This window comes from Saccharopolyspora elongata (assembly GCF_004348985.1).
GTDB classification, from domain to species: Bacteria; Actinomycetota; Actinomycetes; order Mycobacteriales; family Pseudonocardiaceae; genus Saccharopolyspora; species Saccharopolyspora elongata.
The window spans coordinates 1-954 of record NZ_SMKW01000239.1 but is presented as its reverse complement, the minus strand read 5'-3'; the positions used below and the strand labels follow the sequence as shown (position 1 = coordinate 954).

General features: G+C 69.3%; 1 protein-coding gene. It reads left to right on the top strand.

Annotation, left to right across the window (positions count from 1 at the left end):
* A partial coding sequence (ispG, locus tag E1288_RS46490; protein WP_132495747.1) for a flavodoxin-dependent (E)-4-hydroxy-3-methylbut-2-enyl-diphosphate synthase occupies positions 1-954 on the top strand: 954 nt, incomplete at both ends.

Here is a 954-nt window from a genome sequence, read left to right as displayed (position 1 = left end):
TGCAGCAGATCGCCGAGCTGACCGCCGCGGGCTGCGACATCGTCCGGGTGGCCTGCCCCAGCGCGGACGACGCGGAGGCGCTGCCCGCCATCGCGAAGAAGTCGCAGATCCCGGTCATCGCCGACATCCACTTCCAGCCGAAGTACGTGTTCGCGGCGATCGAGGCCGGTTGCGCCGCGGTGCGCGTCAACCCGGGCAACATCAAGAAGTTCGACGACAAGGTCAAGGAGATCGCGCAGGCCGCCAGGGACCACGGCACGCCGATCCGGATCGGCGTCAACGCCGGTTCGCTGGACCCGCGGCTGATGCAGAAGTACGGCAAGGCGACCCCGGAGGCGCTGGCCGAGTCGGCGCTGTGGGAGGCGAGCCTGTTCGCCGAGCACGACTTCCACGACCTGAAGATCTCGGTGAAGCACAACGACCCGGTCGTGATGGTGCGCGCCTACGAGATCCTCGCCGAACAGTGCGACTACCCGCTGCACCTCGGCGTCACCGAGGCGGGCCCGGCGTTCCAGGGCACGATCAAGTCCGCGGTCGCCTTCGGCGCGCTGCTGCGGCAGGGCATCGGCGACACCATCCGCGTGTCGTTGTCGGCGCCGCCGGTCGAGGAGATCAAGGTCGGCACCCAGATCCTGCAGTCGCTGAACCTGCGGCCGCGGAATCTGGAGATCGTGTCGTGCCCGTCGTGCGGCCGGGCGCAGGTCGACGTGTACAAGCTGGCCGAGGAGGTCACCGCCGGGCTCGAGGGCATGGAGGTGCCGCTGCGGGTCGCCGTGATGGGCTGCGTGGTCAACGGGCCGGGCGAGGCACGGGAGGCCGACCTCGGGGTGGCCTCGGGCAACGGCAAGGGCCAGATCTTCGTCAAGGGCGAGGTGATCAAGACGGTGCCGGAGCACCAGATCGTCGAGACCCTGATCGAGGAGGCCATGCGCATCGCCGAGGACATGGAGCCCG